The sequence below is a fragment of the Herbaspirillum sp. RV1423 genome (assembly GCF_000577615.1).
Classification (GTDB): Bacteria; Pseudomonadota; Gammaproteobacteria; order Burkholderiales; family Burkholderiaceae_D; genus Herbaspirillum.
In genome coordinates, this window is the sequence record NZ_CBXX010000002.1 from 91,840 (window position 1) to 108,148 (window position 16,309).

A 16,309-nucleotide genomic window follows, 5' to 3' on the forward strand; every position below is an offset into this window, starting at 1 on the left:
GACGTACATGGAATACCGTTCGGCAGCCGAGCCTGCTGAATTGTCAGCCCCTGACCGGTCGGGGCGGGCAGTGCAGCCGGCAGCAACCTCTGCAGCAAGTTCCGTCTCGATTTCAGCACCGCTCGCGGCGGTCAGTCTCGACGACAAATACACCGCGACTTCGGGTTCGATCTTCCTGTCCGGCATCCAGGCGCTGGTGCGTTTGCCGCTGCTGCAATACCTGCGCGACCGGAAAGCAGGACTCAACACGGCAGGCTTCATTTCCGGCTATCGCGGTTCGCCGCTGGGCGGGCTCGACGAAGCCTTGTGGAGGGCGCAGCCGCATCTCGACGCGCACAAGATCAAATTCCAGCCCGGCACCAATGAAGACATGGCGGCCACTGCCGTATGGGGCACGCAGCAGGTTGACCTGATCGGCCCGGCCAAGGTCGACGGCGTGTTCGCCATGTGGTACGGCAAGGGGCCGGGCGTGGACCGCTGCGGCGACGTGCTCAAGCACATGAACCACGCCGGCACGTCGGCCAGGGGCGGCGTGCTGCTGGTGGCGGGCGACGATCACGGCGCGTATTCGTCGACGCTGCCGCATCAATCCGATCACATCTTTTCGGCATCGATGATTCCGATGCTGTATCCCTGCAATGTGCAGGAATACCTCGACCTCGGCCTGCATGGCTGGGCGATGTCGCGTTTCTCCGGCTGCACGGTGGGCTTCAAGGCGCTGGCCGATACGGTCGAGTCGAGCGCGTCGGTGGATGCCGATCCTTTCCGCATCGACATCAAATACCCGGTCGATTTCGTCATGCCCGAAGGCGGCCTCAACGCTCGTTTATCGACCGACACGCTGGGCGTGCAGGCGCGCAAGCAGGAAGCGCTGATGCAGGATTACAAGATTTACGCCGCGCTGGCTTACGCGCGCGCCAACAAGCTCAATCGCGTGATGATCGACAGCCCCAAGGCGCGGCTGGGCATCATCGCCTCGGGCAAGTCTTATCTGGACGTGCTGGAGGCGCTGAGCGAACTGGGCATTGACGAGGCATTCGCCGCCGACATCGGCCTGCGCCTGTTCAAGGTATCGATGCCGTGGCCGCTGGAGCCGGAAGGCGTGCGCGAATTCGCGCAGGGCCTCGACGAAATCCTGGTGGTCGAAGAAAAGCGCCAGATGGTCGAATACCAGCTCAAGGAACAACTCTACAACTGGCGCGACGACGTGCGGCCGCGCGTGATCGGCAAGTTCGATGAAAAGGGCGAATGGGTGGCGCCGCGCGGCGAGTGGCTGCTGACCTCCAAGGCGGATTTCTCGGTGGCGCAGATTGCGCGCGTGATCGCGGCGCGCATTGCGCGTTTCCACACCAGCGACCTGATCAAGGCGCGGCTGGCTTTCCTCGACGCCAAGGATGCGGTACTGAACAAGGCGGTGAGCACGCCGCCGCGTCCGGCGTATTACTGTTCGGGTTGTCCGCACAACACCTCGACCAAGGTGCCGGAAGGCAGCTTTGCGCTGGCAGGGATCGGCTGTCACGTGATGGCCACGGCGATCTATCCGGAATTCAACAAGCTGACCACGCATATGGGCGGCGAGGGCGGTCCGTGGATCGGGCAGGCGCCGTTTTCTCTGGTGCCGCACGTGTTCGCCAACCTCGGCGACGGTACGTATTTCCACTCGGGTTATCTGGCGATTCGCGCTGCCGTGGCGGCCAACGTCAACATGACCTACAAGATCCTCTACAACGATGCGGTGGCGATGACCGGCGGCCAGCCGGTTGACGGCACGACTTCCGTGCCGATGATCGCGCAGCAGATGGCCGCCGAAGGCATCAAGCGCATCGCGCTGGTGAGCGAAGACATCAGCCGCTACGCCGACCGCTCCAACCTGCCGGCACTGGCAACCGTCCATGACCGCAAGGACATGGACGCGGTGCAGCGTGAGTTGCGCGAGTTGCCCGGCGTGACCGTGATCATCTACGACCAGACCTGTGCCGCCGAGAAACGCCGTCGCCGCAAGAAAGGCGACTATCCCGATCCCGACCGGCGCCTGTTCATCAACGAGGCGGTGTGCGAAGGCTGCGGCGACTGCGGCGTGCAATCCAACTGCACGTCGATTTTGCCGTTGGAGACCGAGTTCGGCCGCAAGCGCGCCATCGATCAATCCTCGTGCAACAAGGACTATTCCTGCGTCAAAGGCTTTTGCCCGAGCTTCGTCACCGTCAGCGGCGGCAAGCTGAAGAAGTCCAAGACCGGCGTCATCAAGAAGGACAGCGCCGACGATTTCGGCGTGCTGCCGGAACCGGCAATACCATCCTGCGACACGCCGTTCAACATCCTCATCAACGGCATCGGCGGCACCGGCGTCATCACCATCGGCGCGCTGATGGGCATGGCCGCGCATCTGGAAGGCAAAGGCGCATCGGTGCTGGACATGACCGGCATGTCGCAAAAGAACGGTTCGGTCACCTCGCATGTGCGCATCGCGCGCACGCCGCAGGCGATCCGCGCCCAGCGCATCGCCACCGGCGAGGCCGACCTGATCCTCGGTTGCGACATGCTGACCGCCGGTTCGCACGACGCGATTTCCAAGATGCGTCCGGGCCGCACGCGCGCTGTGGTCAATGTGCATCAGCAACCGCCGGGACAGTTTGCGAAAAATCCCGACTGGCAGTTTCCCTTCGAGGAGGTCAAGGCGCTGATCCTGGAATCGGTCGACCGGCAAGCCGATTTCATCGACGCCACGCGTCTGGCGACGGCCTTGATGGGCGACTCGATCGCGACCAATCTGTTCATGCTCGGCTACGCGTATCAGCGCGGCGAATTGCCGCTGAGCGAAGCCGCCTTGCTGCGCGCCATCGAGATGAACGGCGTCGCCGTCGAATCCAACAAGACCAGTTTCCTGTGGGGCCGCCGCGCCGCCGTCGATCCGGCGCGCGTTGAGCGCATCGCCGTGCCGGCGCAACCGGTGGTGGTCCGCATGCCGGAAACGCTGGACAAGCTGATCAAGCGTCGCGTGGCTTTCCTGACCGACTATCAGGATGCGGCCTATGCACAATCCTTCGCACGTTTCGTCGAACTGGTGCGCCAGAAGGAAGCGGCATTGAATCTCGGCGACAAGCTCAGTATGGCGGTGGCGCGCAATCTGTCCAAACTGATGGCTTACAAGGATGAGTATGAAGTCGCACGCCTGTATGCCGACGGACGTTTCATGGAGCAGCTCAGGCAGCAATTTGAAGGCGACTTCACGCTGAGCTTCAACCTGGCGCCGCCGCTATTTTCGAAAAAGGATGCGCAAGGCCGTCCGGTCAAGGCGAATTACGGTGCGTGGATGATGCCGGCGTTCAGGTTGCTGGCGAAACTCAAGGGCTTGCGCGGCGGCAGCTTCGACATTTTCGGTTACACCGAAGAGCGCAAAGCGGAGCGCCGCCTGATCGCCGAATATCTCGAGGCGGTGGGCTTGCTGTTGAATGAGCTGAGTGCGGACAAGCTGGCGCTGGCTATCGAGATCGCGCAGTTGCCGGAGCAGATCCGCGGCTATGGCCACGTCAAGGACAAGGCGCTGGCGCAAGCGCGCATCAAGCAGCAGGATTTGCTGGCGCGTTATCGGAAACCGCTTCCTGTCCCGTTGGAAGCGGCATAGACAGAAGTTTTTCATTGGGAAACATGGGCGTCAATTGTTGTGCTATCGACAATTGTCTTGTCAATCAAGTCCCAATCCCAATGGAGAAATGCATGTCCATACGTCCGATAAAAATGATCCTGTGCCTGTCGCTCGCCGCATTTGCGTTTCTGGTGACGGTGAATAATGTCACCGATTACCAGTCCAATTACGCCTTCGTGCGGCACGTCCTGTCGATGGACACGACGTTTCCCGGCAATGCTTTGATGTATCGCGCCATCACGGAAGAAGCACTGTGGCATGCCGCTTACTGGCTGATCATTGCGGGCGAGGCGGCGACATGCCTGGCGTTGCTGGCGGGGACGCTGCAATTGTGGAAACGGCGCCATGCCAGCGGCGCCGTCTTCAACGCCGGCAAGCGGTGCGTATTGGTCGGCTGCACGATCGGTTTTGTCGTCTGGTTTGTCGGTTTCCTGGTGATCGGCGGCGAGTGGTTCGTCATGTGGCAGTCGCCGACATGGAAGGGACAAGATGCGGCCTTCCGTTTTTGCATGACAATCATCGGCGTCATGATTTTCGTGAACCAGCCGGATATCGACACGATTGAGGCGCCGGCGGAAACGATGGGTTAATGTCGCGCCGATGACAGCCGGCTTCTGCTTTTTGCGTTAGGCTGCAATTGGACAGTGATTCGGCTGTAATGCCTGTACAGGCACAATAAAATATATCAATAGACTGAGGAGACCCTCCATGGATTTTGAACTGAACGAAGACCAACTGGCCTTCCAGAGCAGCGCGCGCGACTTCGCCGCCGGCGAGATGGCGCCGCATGCGGCCAGGTGGGACGAAGAAGCGTATTTCCCTGTCGACGTCATCGCCAAGGCCGGCGAGCTCGGATTCTGCGGCCTGTACACGCCGGAAGAGGCGGGCGGCCTCGGCTTGTCGCGCCTCGACGCGACCGTGGTGTTCGAAGAGCTGGCGCACGCCTGCCCGTCGACGGCGGCTTTCCTCACCATCCATAACATGGTCAGTTGGATGATCGCATCCTGGGCGACTCCTGAAGTCAAGGCAAGCTGGTGCGAAGCGCTCGCCGCCGGCAAGAAGATCGGCTCTTATTGCCTGACCGAACCCGGTTCGGGCTCCGATGCCGCCTCGCTCAAGACTACCGCCAAGCTGGTCGACGGCCATTACGTCATCAACGGTTCCAAGGCCTTTATCTCGGGTGCGGGCGCCACCGACGTGCTGGTGCTGATGGCGCGCACCGGCGGCGAGGGGGCCAAAGGCGTGTCGGCCATCGTGGTGCCGGCCGATACGCCCGGCATCGGTTACGGCAAGAAGGAAGTCAAGATGGGCTGGAACAGCCAGCCCACGCGCACCATCAGCTTCGACAACGTCAAGGTGCCGGCCAGTCATTTGCTCGGGCAGGAAGGCGAAGGCTTCAAGTTCGCCATGAAGGGACTGGACGGCGGCCGCATCAACATCGCCACCTGTTCGGTCGGTGCGGCGCAGGCGGCGCTCGACGCCGCGCACGCCTACATGAAGGAGCGCAAGCAGTTCGGCCGTCCGATTGCGGACTTCCAGGCGCTGCAATTCAAGCTGGCCGACATGCAGACCGAACTGGTCGCTTCGCGCCAGATGGTGCGCCTGGCCGCCGTCAAACTCGACGCCGGATCGCCCAACGCCACGACTTACTGCGCGATGGCGAAGCGCTTCGCCACCGATCTCGGTTTCAAGATCTGCAACGAGGCGCTGCAGATCCACGGCGGTTACGGTTACATCCGCGAATATCCGCTGGAACGCTATTTCCGCGACGTGCGCGTGCATCAGATCCTGGAAGGCACCAACGAAATCATGCGCGTGATCATCGCGCGCCATCTGCTCAACAACGAATCCAACGAGGACATCCGATGACTTCCTATGCCAACCTGCGTCTCGACACGGTGGGCCATACCGCCGTCGTCACGCTCGCCAATCCGCCTGCCAATACCTGGACGCAGGAGGGGCTGGCCGACCTGACGCGCCTGGTCGGCGACCTGAATGACGACCGCAACATCTACAGCATGGTGGTCACGGGCGAGGGCGAGAAATTCTTTTCCGCCGGCGCCGACCTCAAGCTGTTCGCCGACGGCGACAAGGCGCTGGCGCGTGAAATGGCGCGCCGTTTCGGCGAAGCCTTCGAGACGCTGAGCGGGTTCCGCGGCGTGTCGATTGCCGCCATCAACGGCTATGCCATGGGCGGCGGGCTGGAATGTGCGCTGGCTTGCGACATCCGCATCGCCGAAACGCAGGCGCAAATGGCCTTGCCGGAGGCATCGGTCGGGCTGCTGCCGTGTGCCGGCGGCACGCAGTTGCTGCCCTGGCTGGTCGGCGAAGGCTGGGCCAAGCGCATGATCCTGTGCGGCGAGCGCGTCAACGCCGACACCGCCTTGCGCATCGGCCTGGTGGAAGAAGTCGTGCCGCAAGGGCAGGCCAAAGCGCGTGCGCTCGAACTGGCCAGGCAGGTCGACAAGCAAAGCCCGTCCAGCGTCGCGGCCAGCAAGAAACTGATCCAGGGCGCGCGGCATCAGCCGCCGGCAGCCAATCTGCCGATCGAGCGCGAGCTGTTCCTCGACCTGTTCAGCACCCAGGACCAGAAGGAGGGTGTGAATGCCTTCCTGCAAAAACGCAGTCCGGAATGGAAAAACGCCTGACGCAAGAAGTTGCGATTCTGGAAAGAAGCAGGGGGAGCCGGAAGCGAAAACTTCCGGCTTTTATGTTTTTCGGTTGCAACATTTTGTGTTTTGCATGGCATCATAACGTCGGTTTTTGGTTCCCGTTTTGATCCCATTCGAATCTACATTGCATTCAGCCTGAAAATGAAACAGCAAATCATCACCCTGGGCGGCGGCGGTTTTTCGACCGAGAGCGATCCTTCGCTCGATGAGTACATCCTGCAACAAGCCCGCACGGCGCATCCGCGCATCGGTTTCGTGCCGACCGCCAGCGGCGATGCGGCGGCCTCTCTGTTGAAGTTTTATGCGCGCTTTGCCGCGCTCGAATGCATGCCGACGCATTTGTCTTTTTTTGGCCGCACGCCCGACCTGCGGGACTGGACGATGGCGCAGGACGTGATTTTCGTCGGCGGCGGCAACACCAGAAGCATGCTGGCCATATGGCGTGAATGGGGTTTTGCCGACATCCTGAAGGAAGCCTTGCAAAACGGCGCCGTGCTGGCCGGCGTCAGCGCGGGCGCGATTTGCTGGTTCGAGCATGGCGTCACCGATTCCCATGCCGGCATGCTGGCGCCGATTGACGGACTGGGTTTTCTGCGCGGAAGCTGCTGTCCGCATTATTCCCAGGAAGCGGAGCGCAGACCGGCTTTCGAGCAATTCGTGCGTGCTGAAAAAATCCCGGCCGGCGTCGCCATCGACGACGGCGCGGCCTTGCATTTCATCGACGGCAAACCGGTGCGGGTCGTGGCCGGAAGGACCGGCGCGGGAGCCTATCTGGTCAGCAAGCAGGGTTCAGCGACGCTGGCGGAGAATTAAAGCCGGTTATCGGACCGTAGGGCCATGCGCTGCGGGAACTGTCGCCCGCATCAGCGATCTTCCTGTCTGACATCCAGACAGGAGCCGCACATGGAAATACCTTTTCTCAACGACTTGCCGCGGGGGCCATTGCAGTCCGGCCTGATCGTCGCCGTTGCCGCCGTTGTGGCGATTTCGCTCGCGCTGATCGTGCATCGGGCGGGTATCCTGCTGTTGCGACGGCTGGTGCGCAACCGGCCGTTTACCACCAACGCCACCCACATCGCGTTTCGCGCGAGCCAGTTATGTGCGGTCTTGCTTGCCGTGCGCCTGGTGTTGACCGCTGCTCCGGACGACACGCCGGGATTGCAATCCTTGTCCTATATCGGCACGGTGGCGCTGATACTGGCGCTGACCTGGTTGGCGATGAAGTGCATCGAGTCGGTCAGCGCCACGGTCATCCAGCTCAACCCCTACGACGTCGCCGACAATCTCAAGGCGCGTCGCATCCTGACACAGACGCGCGTGCTGACGCGCAGCGCTTATTTCATCATCGGCCTGCTGGGGTTGTCGTTCGTGCTGCTGACGTTGCCGGGGGCGCGCCAGTTCGGCGCCAGCCTGCTGGCGTCGGCGGGCGTGGCCGGGCTGGTCGCCGGTATCGCGGCGCGGCCGGTGCTGGGCAACTTCATCGCCGGCCTGCAGATCGCCTTCTCGCAACCGATCCGCATCGACGACGTGCTGATCGTCAACGGCGAATGGGGACGCGTGGAAGAAATCACCGGTACTTTCGTCGTCGTGCGCATCTGGGATGAGCGCCGCATGATCGTGCCGCTGCAATGGTTTATCGAGAATCCGTTCGAGAACTGGACGCACACTTCGTCGACCATCCTCGGCACGGTATTTCTGTGGCTGGATTTCAGCGTGCCGGTCGACGCATTGCGCGTGGAGTTCGAACGCCTCTGCAAGGAAGCGCCGCAATGGGACGGGCGTGTCTGCGCGCTGCAGGTTACCGACGCCAATGAACGCGCCATGCAGGTCCGCCTGCTGGTGAGCGCGCAGAATTCCGGCAATGCCTTCGAGCTGCGCTGCAAGATTCGCGAATCGATGATCGCTTTCATTGCCGACAACCATCCCGATGCCTTGCCGCGCCTGCGGTCGGCGGTCGACCCGGTGGCGCCGGACAGGATAAACGGCGGCGCGCCGATGCAGCGCTGATCCTTCGCAGCGCCGTCTTTTCGCGCAGCGTGGAGGCAAGGCGTCAGGCTGAACTGCCGCCAATCCCTCGCCAATCCCCTATACTTGCGCGATCTTGAAACAGACGGCAACGGCGCCGTGACGAAGGCAGCAACGTGACGCAACAACAAGCAGGTTTTCTTCTCACCAGACACTGGCGCGATACGCCGGCCGGCACGGAGGTCGAGTTCTGGCTGGCGACCGACGACGGGCCGCGTCTGGTGCGCCTGCCGGTGCAGCATTCGGTTGCCTTCATCCCCGCCGAGCAGCGCGCGCAGGCCGAAGCGGTTTTGCAAAGGGAGCGCCAGGTCGAGTTGCGTCCCCTGCAACTGGTCGATTTCCGGCACCGCCCCATGCTGGGCTTGTATTGCCGTCAGCACCGCCAGTTGATCAAGATCGAAAAGCTGCTCAGGGAATACGGCATCGATATCTACGAAGCAGACATTCGTCCGCCCGAACGCTACCTCATGGAGCGCTTCATCACGGCGCCGGTACTCTTTTCCGGCGAAGCCAACGGCGACGGTCCGTTGCTCAACACGCAACTCAAGCCCGCGCCCGGTTATCGTCCGCAACTGAAGCTGGTGTCGCTGGACATCGAAACGACCATGCGCGGCGACCTGTATTCGATTGCACTGGAAGGCTGCGGCCAGCGCCAGGTTTATATGCTCGGTCCGCCCAACGGCAACGCCGCCGGACTCGATTTCGACATGGTGTATTGCGACAGCCGTCCGCAGATGCTGGAAAAGCTGAATCAATGGATGGCGCGGCACGACCCTGACGTCATCATCGGCTGGAACGTGGTGCAGTTCGACCTGCGCGTGCTGCAGGAACATGCCGGACGTTTCGGGATCCCGCTGCGTTTCGGCCGCGACGGCAGCGCACTTGAATGGCGCGAGCACGGCTTCCAGCAAAACCATTATTTCGCCGCCGCTGCCGGACGCCTGATCGTCGACGGCATCGAAGCGCTGCGCTCGGCGACCTGGAGTTTTCCGTCGTTCAGCCTGGAGTCGGTCGCGCAAACCTTGCTGGGCGAGGGCAAGGACATCACCAACGCTTACCAGCGCATGGATGAGATCGACCGCCGCTTTGCCGAAGACAAACCGGCGCTGGCGGCCTACAACCTCAAGGATTGCGAACTAGTCACGCGCATTTTCGCCAAGACCGAACTGCTGTCCTTCCTGCTTGAGCGCGCCTCTGTCACGGGCTTGCCGGCTGACCGCAATGGCGGCTCGGTGGCGGCGTTCAGCCATCTCTACATGCCGCACATGCATCGCCTCGGGTTCGTCGCGCCCAATCTCGGCGACACGCCGGGCGAGCCGAGTCCGGGCGGTTTCGTCATGGATTCGCAGGCGGGATTGTTCGACTCGGTGCTGGTGCTGGATTACAAAAGCCTGTATCCGTCCATCATCCGCACCTTCCTGATCGACCCGGTCGGGCTGGTCGAAGGGCTGGCCCATCCGGGCGATGCCGACTCGGTGCCGGGGTTTCGCGGTGCGCGTTTTTCACGCCGCAAGCACAGCCTGCCGGCCATCGTCGCGCAGATCTGGCAAGGCCGCGAAGTCGCCAAGCGTCAGCAGAACAAGCCCTTGTCGCAGGCGCTGAAGATCATCATGAACGCCCTGTACGGCGTGCTCGGTTCGACCGGCTGCCGCTTCTTCGATGCGCGCCTGGCGTCGTCGATCACCATGCGCGGCCACGAGATCATGCATCGCACGCGCGAACTGATCGAAGCGCAGGGCTATCAGGTCATCTACGGCGACACCGATTCGACCTTCGTCTGGCTCCGCAAGGCGCACAGCGAAGCGCAGGCCGACGCCATCGGCAACGCGCTGGTCCGGCACGTCAACGCGTGGTGGGGCGCGCACCTGCAACAGGAATACGGACTCGACAATGCGCTTGAGCTGGAATACGAAACGCATTACCGCCGCTTCCTCATGCCCAACGTGCGCGGCACGGATTTCGGCAGCAAGAAGCGCTATGCCGGCATGGTGGTCAAACCGGACGGCAGCGAGGAAATGGTCTACAAGGGACTGGAATCGGTGCGCACCGACTGGACGCCGCTGGCGCAGCAGTTCCAGCAGGAGCTATACCAGCGCATCTTCCGGCGCGAACCTTATCAGGCTTACGTGCGCGACTACGTCCGGCGCACGCTCGGCGGCGAACTCGACGACGCGCTGGTCTATCGCAAGCGCCTGCGGCGTCCGCTCGACGCCTACGAACGCAACGTGCCGCCGCATGTGCGGGCGGCGCGCATGGCCGATGAATTCAACCGCGAACAAGGCCGGCCATTGCAATACCAGGACGGCGGCTGGATCAGCTACGTCATGACCACGGCCGGGCCGGAACCGCTGGAAACGCGCCGCTCGACCATCGACTACGACCACTACGTGACGCGCCAGTTGCAACCGGTGGCCGACGCCATCCTGCCGTTCTTGCAGGACGATTTCGCCGCGCTGGTGACGGGACAGAAGGAATTGTTCTGACTGTGCCGGCCGCCGGATGTTTTCGGCGGCCGGCATTCTATCCTCAGTCCGCGACCTTCACGACGATTTTTCCGAACTGTTGTCCGGATTCCAGATAGGCATATGCCTGTGGCGCTTCTTCAAAGCCGAACACGCGGTCGATGACAGGATGCAGCCGCTTGGCGCCGGCGAACGATTCCGTGCTGGCGCCGTGCGGCGAGCCGTTCAGCAGAAATCGCGGCTGCCGACATGGATTTCGCCGAGCAGATGCGACAGGTCGACTAAGCGTTTGGCCACCAGGTGCTTGACGCCTGAATGGGTCTGCCAGATGCCGTAGACGCCTAACAGCGTGGCGTTGAGGACTTCGTTGCGCTGTTTTTCCACCAGCGACGGCCAGAGGATGACGTTGGTCGAGCCGGTCTCGTCTTCGATCGTGATGAACAGCACGCCTTTGGCCGTGCCGGGGCGCTGGCGCACGGTGACGATGCCGCAGCCGCGCGCGAACTGGCCGTCCTGGAAAGTGGCCATGACTTCATAGGGAAGAAATTTACGCTTGCTCAGGATCGGCCGCAGCAAGGCCAGCGGATGGCGCCCGAGCGTCAGGCCGGCGCTGCGGTAATCGGCGACGATGTCCTCGGCTTCCGACGGCGCCGGCAATTGCAAGGCGTCTTCCCGCGACGGCGCGGCGTGCAGCAAGTCTTTGGCGGGCGCGGCATCGAGCGCCTGCCACAGGGCCTCGCGCCGATGGCCGCTCAGCGCGCTCAGGGCGTTGCCGGCCGCGAGCGCCTGCAGGTCGCGCTTGTCGAGGCCGGCGCGACGGGCCAGGTCTTGCAGGTCGGTGAAGGGATGCGCGCGGCGCGCCTGTTCGATGCCTTGCGACGGTTCCTGTTTCATGCCGCCGATCAGGGACAGGCCGAGGCGCACTGCGGGGCGGGCATCGGGATGCTGGGCGTCGATATTTTCCAGCGTGCTTTCCCAATCGCTGTGCATGACGTCGGCCGGCAGTACGCGCACGCCATGCCGGCGGGCGTCCTGGATCAGTTGCGACGGCGAATAAAACCCCATGGGCTGGCTGTTGAGCAGCGAGCACAGGAAGGCTTCCGGCTCATGGCATTTGATCCAACTGCTGGCATAGGCGAGCAGGGCGAAGCTGGCGGCGTGGCTTTCGGGGAAACCGTATTCGCCGAAGCCCTGGATCTGGCGGAAGATGGCTTGCGCGAACGCCTTTTCGTAACCGCGTTCGAGCATGCCCTGGATGAGCCGGGTTTCGTATTTTTCCATGCCGCCCTTGCGTTTCCAGGCCGCCATGGCGCGCCGCAAACCGTCGGCCTCTCCCGGCGTGAAGCCGGCTGCGAGGACGGCGATCTGCATGACCTGTTCCTGGAAGATCGGCACGCCGCGCGTGCGCTCCAGGGCCTGGCGCAGGATTTCCTTGGGATAGGTTTCGGGTTCGCGGCCTTCGCGCCGGCGCAGGAAGGGATGCACCATGCCGCCCTGGATCGGCCCCGGCCGCACGATCGCCACCTGCACCACCAGATCGTAAAAGCGGCGCGGCTTCAGCCGCGGCAGCATGCTCATCTGGGCGCGGCTTTCGATCTGGAACACGCCGATGGTGTCGGCCTTGCAGATCATGTCGTAGGTGACGGGGTCTTCGCGCGGGATATCCTGCATCGTGAACGGCATGCCGCGCCGCTTGCCGACCAGTTCCAGCGCACGCCGCAAGGCCGACAGCATGCCCAGCGCCAGCACGTCGACCTTGAGCAGGCCGAGCGATTCGAGGTCGTCCTTGTCCCACTGGATCACCGAGCGATCCGGCATGGCGGCATTCTCAATCGGCACCAATCGCGACAGCTTGTCGCGCGCGATCACGAAGCCGCCGCTGTGTTGCGACAGGTGACGCGGGAATTTGATCAGTTGCAAGGCCAGGATGGCCCACTGGCGGGCGATCGGCGATTCCGGGTCGAGGCCGCATTCGGCAAAGCGTTCCAGCATGTTGTAGCGGTTGTCGAACCACTGGTGCGACTTGGCGACCTTGTCGACGATGGACGCATCCACGCCGAGCGCCTTGCCGACGTCGCGCAACACGCCGCGCGGCCGGTAAGTGTGTACGGCGGCGGCGATGGCGGCGCGCATGCGGCCGTATTTGCGGTAGATGTACTGGATAACTTCTTCGCGCCGCTGGTGTTCGAAGTCGACATCGATGTCGGGCGGCTCGCCGCGCTCCTTGCTGATGAAGCGTTCGAACAGCATGACCGAGCAGGTCGGATCGACTTCGGTCACGCCCAGGCAATAGCAGACCACCGAGTTGGCAGCGGAACCCCGGCCCTGGCGCAGGATGCCGTGATCGCGCGCGAAGCGGACGATGTCGTAGACCGTGAGGAAATACGGTTCGTAGGCCATGTCGTTGATCATCGTCAGTTCGTGCTCGATCTGGTCGGCAACCTGTTGCGGGATGCCGCCGGGATAGCGCATGTGCGCGCCGAGATAGGTTTCCTGGCGCAAATAGGCGGCCGGCGTCTGGCCGTCGGGAACCAGTTCTTCCGGATATTCGTAGCGCAACTGGTCGAGTTTGAAGGTGCACATGGCGGCGATGCGCAAGGTTTCTTCCAGCGCCGCCGCCGGGAAAACGTTCGCCAGCCGCAGGCGCGAGCGCAAGTGCTGTTCGGCATTGGGCGCCAGGTCGTAGCCGCAGTCGCCGACCGCCTTGCCGAGGCGGATGGCGGTCAGCGTGTCTTGCAGCGGCTTGCGCGAACGCACATGCATATTGACCTGGCCGAGCGCGACGACGCGCAGGCCGTGGCGATCGGCGGCCTCCTGGATGACGCCGCGATGCAGGTCGTCGAAGGGCCGATAAAGCCGGGTCAGGCCGAGCCAGGCGCGTTGCGGGAAGGTCGCCGCCAGCCAGCTTGCCTGCTGTTCCAGCAGGTCGGCGTCGGCGGGATAATGCGGCGCCAGGATCAGCAGGCAATCGGGCAGGCCGCGCAGATGGGCGTGCGACGCCTGCGGCGCGGAGAAGTCATCGATGCCGATGCGGTAGCTGCCCTTGTCGGCGCGGGTGCGGCCCAGCGTGATCAACTCGGACAGGTTGCCGTAACCCTCGCGGTTCTGCGCCAGCGCGATCAGGCTCATGGGTGGTTTCCCGGGTTCCCATTCGATGCGGAAATACGATCCGATGATCAGCTTCATGCCTGCATTCCTGGTTTCCACATGCGCGCGCACGACGCCGGCCAAGGAACATTCGTCGGTCATGGCGAGCGCCGTGTAGCCGAGCTGTACCGCGCGCGCGGCCAGCTCTTCTGCATGCGAGGCGCCTTCCAGAAAGGTGAAGTTGGACAGGCAGAACAGTTCGGCGTAATCGGGGACGGCAAATGGAGGTGTGTCGGAACTCATGCTTGCTCCTTGCGCTCAGCCGAACATGCCATGCAGGTACCAATGCGGGTCGATGCCGTCGACATCGCCGATGCGTTCCCGGTAAATCCAGTAATGGCAATGATTGGCATCCTCGGCGATGTAATAATCGCGCGTCGCCAGCAGGCCGTTCCACCAGCCAGCCTCGATGCGCTCGGGCGGCGACACCGGGCGCAGGCGCGAGCCGTACCAGGGACGGTGCTGGCGTACGGCCAGCGCAACCGGCTGTTCCAGCAGCCAGGCCGGGCGCGGCGGCAGCGGCCGCGCATCGAGCGGCGCGGCGGGCTCCATGACGGAGATCCAGCGATTGGCCTGTTCCGGGCGGTAGTCGGGCAGCGGCGACGCATGCAGTACCTGGCCGGGGCCCAGGCGCGCGACCAGCAGTTCGAGCAGGCGGCGGTAATCCTCAGACGTGCCGCCCGGTTCGGGAAACAGCTTGTCGCTGACCGGCGCCATGGCTTCGGTGCGGGCGGCTTCCAGCACGATGGCGATGATGGGTGCGACGATCTCCAGTTGCGCCAGCCGCTCTTTCATCAGCCGTATCAGATGGGCGTCTTGCCAGGTCGGTTCGGCCAGGGCAAGGTCGATCGGCGTGGGTGCGACGGCTTGCCGGCCGCGTTCGTGTTCCAGTTGCACGCGCACCTGCGTGACCGCCAGGTGGCGTGCGGCCAGCCAGCCGCATAACTGCGCCAGCAAGGACTGCACGACATGCAGCGTGGCATCGGCATGTTCGATGCGTTCGCTCAGTTCGATGCGCTGGCGGAAACTGGGAGGCGTCTCGATCCAGGCATGCAGTTCCGGCGCGTCGCCGTAGGCGCAGTCGAGCGCATCGAGCATGTGCTCGTCGCCGCGCCGCTGCAAGCCTGCGCGCGGCAGGCGGCGCAGGTCGGCCAGGGTGCGGCAGCCGATGCCTTCGAGCCAGTCGAGGTAGGGGGCCGTTGCCGGCAAGGCGGCGACGGGAAGCCGGTCGAGCCGGCAATGCAGGCGTTGTTCTTTCAGGATTCTGGCGTTGTTGCGGACATGGCGGGCCAGCAAGGCGGCGCCGGCGGCGGTCGGCGCGCAACTGATGGCCGCCGTCAGGCCAAGCTGGCGCATGGTGTCGCGTACACGCCGGCACAGCGCGCGGATGCCGTCGAACAGACGCAGGCTGGCGCCGATGTCAAGCAGGATGGTGGCGTCGCCGGTGAAGCTGGCCAGCGGCGTGTATTGCAGCAAGGCGGTGGCTGCGCCGGAGAGCGCCTGTTCTTCGCGACCGGGGGCGCGTTCATGCACTTGCGCGCGCGGCAGCAAAGCCAGTACGCCGCCGCGCCGCATGCCGTAGCGCACGCCGGCGTCGCAGGCGGATTGCGACGCCGCCATGACGCGGGTGTGTTCCAGCACGACGGCGGCGGTTTCATCCGACCAGTTCGGATGGAATACTTCCAGCGGCAGCAGGGGCAGGTGTACGGCGATCCACAGGCGCATGATGAAAAAGATTCAGAGAAGGCAAGGAAACAAACAAGGGGTCATCGCGCTGCGGCCCGCGCCGTTTGACGAAGCCGACATCGATGCCGCCGGCGGCCGGCGCCAGCGACAGCCGCAGCGGCGCCGGCGAGGCATCCCGGGCGCAACTGAGCGGGCGCAGCATGACGAACAGGGTATTGCCGCCTTGCGCCGCCAGATGCAGCCGGCGCAGGCTGTCCTTGCGCAGATGACGCTGCCAGAACAGCAGCGCGGCGCAACTGCCGGATTTCAATATCTGTTCGGCGGCCCAGGCGGCATCGGCGCTGGTGGGCGCGCGCACCGACAGCAGCCGGGCGGCATCGACGCCGATCTGGCGCCAGCCGATGGCTTGCGGCGCATGCGGCGTCTGCACCAGCGCAATGCGGCGCGGCGCCAGCGATTGCAAGGCCGGACCGAGCAGGCGCAATTCACCGATGCCGGCTTGTCGCAGCAGAAATTCAATGAGGACGCCGGTCGGCCATCCCTGTCCCGGCAATTCGGCCGACAACGCGGCAAAACCGGTATCGATGCAATGCATGCCGCCACGGGCGAGCTGAGAGGCAAGCCAGAGCGAGGCGTGGATGTGCTGAGGGGAAACGAGCGCCATGATGCAT

10 protein-coding genes and 1 pseudogene are annotated in these 16,309 nt (G+C 63.7%); 7 read left to right on the forward strand and 4 right to left on the reverse strand.

Annotation, left to right across the window (positions count from 1 at the left end; genetic code table 11):
• The first annotated feature begins 7 nt into the window (after positions 1-7).
• The 7 genes from RV1423_RS02270 (at position 8) to RV1423_RS02300 (ending at position 10,826) form a co-directional block, all read left to right on the forward strand.
• Positions 8-3,625, forward strand: a complete 3,618-nt coding sequence (locus RV1423_RS02270; protein ID WP_231502021.1) for an indolepyruvate ferredoxin oxidoreductase family protein — start codon at positions 8-10, stop codon at positions 3,623-3,625.
• Between the two features lie 92 nt (positions 3,626-3,717).
• Entirely contained in the window at positions 3,718-4,236 is a 519-nt protein-coding gene (locus RV1423_RS02275) for a DUF2165 family protein (RefSeq protein WP_034292691.1), read from the forward strand.
• A 118-nt stretch (positions 4,237-4,354) separates the two neighbouring features.
• A complete protein-coding gene (locus RV1423_RS02280; RefSeq protein ID WP_034292694.1) occupies positions 4,355-5,515 on the forward strand; it encodes an acyl-CoA dehydrogenase family protein in 1,161 nt (386 codons plus the stop codon).
• Complete coding sequence (locus RV1423_RS02285) at positions 5,512-6,294, forward strand: enoyl-CoA hydratase (RefSeq protein ID WP_034292696.1); 783 nt, start codon at positions 5,512-5,514, stop codon at positions 6,292-6,294. The genes RV1423_RS02280 and RV1423_RS02285 overlap by 4 nt, the downstream gene beginning before the upstream one ends.
• Before the next feature lie 165 nt (positions 6,295-6,459).
• A complete protein-coding gene (locus RV1423_RS02290; protein ID WP_034292698.1) occupies positions 6,460-7,131 on the forward strand; it encodes a peptidase E in 672 nt (223 codons plus the stop codon).
• Between the two features lie 90 nt (positions 7,132-7,221).
• Positions 7,222-8,325: a mechanosensitive ion channel family protein gene (locus RV1423_RS02295; protein WP_034292700.1), complete on the forward strand. Its 1,104-nt coding sequence runs from the start codon at positions 7,222-7,224 to the stop codon at positions 8,323-8,325.
• 134 nt (positions 8,326-8,459) lie between these two features.
• Complete coding sequence (locus tag RV1423_RS02300; protein ID WP_034292703.1) at positions 8,460-10,826, forward strand: DNA polymerase II; 2,367 nt, start codon at positions 8,460-8,462, stop codon at positions 10,824-10,826.
• 43 nt (positions 10,827-10,869) lie between these two features.
• On the opposite strand, the pseudogene RV1423_RS30540 reads toward RV1423_RS02300, so the two are convergent.
• The 4 genes and pseudogenes from RV1423_RS30540 to imuA form a co-directional block, all read right to left on the reverse strand.
• Positions 10,870-10,989 (reverse strand): annotated as a pseudogene (locus RV1423_RS30540) (zinc-binding dehydrogenase); the annotation flags it as partial.
• Between the two features lie 41 nt (positions 10,990-11,030).
• The gene (locus RV1423_RS02305; protein WP_034292706.1) at positions 11,031-14,195 is read right to left on the reverse strand and encodes an error-prone DNA polymerase; all 3,165 of its coding nucleotides are present in this window, start codon (positions 14,193-14,195) and stop codon (positions 11,031-11,033) included.
• A 15-nt stretch (positions 14,196-14,210) separates the two neighbouring features.
• The gene (locus tag RV1423_RS02310; RefSeq protein ID WP_034292708.1) at positions 14,211-15,677 is read right to left on the reverse strand and encodes a DNA polymerase Y family protein; all 1,467 of its coding nucleotides are present in this window, start codon (positions 15,675-15,677) and stop codon (positions 14,211-14,213) included.
• Positions 15,607-16,302 carry a translesion DNA synthesis-associated protein ImuA gene (gene imuA, locus RV1423_RS02315; RefSeq protein ID WP_034292711.1) on the reverse strand — a complete coding sequence of 232 codons (696 nt, stop codon included), beginning with the start codon at positions 16,300-16,302 and terminating at the stop codon, positions 15,607-15,609. Before imuA ends, RV1423_RS02310 begins: the two co-directional genes overlap by 71 nt.
• Positions 16,303-16,309: the final 7 nt, after the last annotated feature.

What these genes read in the sequence shown, in the direction of transcription:
- RV1423_RS02270 (WP_231502021.1), top strand. Translation starts at nt 8, where the DNA reads ATGGAATACCGTTCGGCAGCCGAGCCTGCTGAATTGTCAGCCCCTGAC.
- RV1423_RS02275 (WP_034292691.1), top strand. Translation starts at nt 3,718, where the DNA reads ATGTCCATACGTCCGATAAAAATGATCCTGTGCCTGTCGCTCGCCGCA.
- RV1423_RS02280 (WP_034292694.1), top strand. Translation starts at nt 4,355, where the DNA reads ATGGATTTTGAACTGAACGAAGACCAACTGGCCTTCCAGAGCAGCGCG.
- RV1423_RS02285 (WP_034292696.1), top strand. Translation starts at nt 5,512, where the DNA reads ATGACTTCCTATGCCAACCTGCGTCTCGACACGGTGGGCCATACCGCC.
- RV1423_RS02290 (WP_034292698.1), top strand. Translation starts at nt 6,460, where the DNA reads ATGAAACAGCAAATCATCACCCTGGGCGGCGGCGGTTTTTCGACCGAG.
- RV1423_RS02295 (WP_034292700.1), top strand. Translation starts at nt 7,222, where the DNA reads ATGGAAATACCTTTTCTCAACGACTTGCCGCGGGGGCCATTGCAGTCC.
- RV1423_RS02305 (WP_034292706.1), bottom strand. Translation starts at nt 14,195, where the DNA reads ATGAGTTCCGACACACCTCCATTTGCCGTCCCCGATTACGCCGAACTG.
- RV1423_RS02310 (WP_034292708.1), bottom strand. Translation starts at nt 15,677, where the DNA reads ATGCGCCTGTGGATCGCCGTACACCTGCCCCTGCTGCCGCTGGAAGTA.
- imuA (WP_034292711.1), bottom strand. Translation starts at nt 16,302, where the DNA reads ATGGCGCTCGTTTCCCCTCAGCACATCCACGCCTCGCTCTGGCTTGCC.